Annotated in this window: 1 protein-coding gene; it reads left to right on the plus strand. The window is 56.7% G+C overall.

What is annotated here, in order from left to right; genetic code table 11:
* Positions 1–190 precede the first annotated feature (190 nt).
* Positions 191–1,120, plus strand: a 930-nt coding sequence (locus AACS18_RS12590) for an ATP-binding response regulator (protein WP_108614331.1), incomplete at its 3' end; no start/stop codon positions are given.

Here is a 1,120-nt window from a genome sequence, read left to right on the forward strand (position 1 = left end):
TCCGTTGAAACCATGCCCGTGTACTGTCGCTCGATTACTATTGCACATTTTCCATGCACCGCTGGCGCACAAAAACCCGTTTGAATCACTTACCCCCCTTATTTGTAAACCGATAAAGGGGATGAACCACTATGCTGAAGATTGGACCCATAGTACGGAACTGCACTGCGGTATGCCAAACAGCAACACCATGAGCAACATACTGATCGTCGATGACATGGCCTCCAACCGCTACATCCTGCGCAGCCTGCTCGAAGAGGCCGGCTATCAGGTACGCGAAGCGACAGATGGCCTGCAGGCCGTGGATGCCGCAGCGCAGAGCACGCCCGATCTGATCCTGATGGACATCAATATGCCGGTGATGGATGGCTACGAAGCGTGTCGGCGGATCCAGCAACAACAGGGGCAATGGACACTACCCATCATCTTTATCAGTTCAAACAGCGAGGTCAGCGCCCTTGAGCAAGCCTTTCAGGCCGGTGGCTGCGACTATGTCTCCAAACCCTTTCATCAGCTCGAAGTGCTGGCCCGGGTGCAAAACCAGCTGCGCCTCAAGGAGCTGGGGCGCCAGCAGGCCAGAGTGCAACTCTACCAAAGCCTGTTCCAGCTCACCGCCGGCATTGCCCATGAGATAAATACCCCGCTGGGAGTCGGTATTACCGCCTCCAGCCTTATTCAGGGCGCTGGTGACCTGCTGGCCAACGCGGTGAAAAGCGGCGTGCTGGGTCAACGTCTGCTCCATCAGCAGCTCACCGATATCAAAGAGGGAACCGAGCTGGTTGAATCCAGCCTGCGCCGGGTTGCGCTGCTGGTCACCCGTTTCAAGGAGCTGACCCGGGATCAGACCGAGCTGGATGCCAATACCTTTTCAGTGCAGGAGAGTGTGCAGCAGCTGCTGCAGGCCTTCTCCCCAGAACTGCAGATCGCCAAGGTCAGTTACCATCTGGACGGCAACAAGGTCACCATAACCGCCCCCGAATCCCTGTTTCTGGACCTGGTCCAGGAGCTGATCAAAAACAGTCTGGATCACGCCTTTCATGGGGCCGGGGAGCACAGTTTCACCATCCATATCGAACAGCATGAGGGCTCACTGCTGCTCACCTACAAAGATTCCGGCCCC

It is taken from the genome of Aeromonas sp. HMWF015 (assembly GCF_963878965.1).
In the GTDB taxonomy this organism is placed as follows: Bacteria; Pseudomonadota; Gammaproteobacteria; order Enterobacterales; family Aeromonadaceae; genus Aeromonas; species Aeromonas veronii.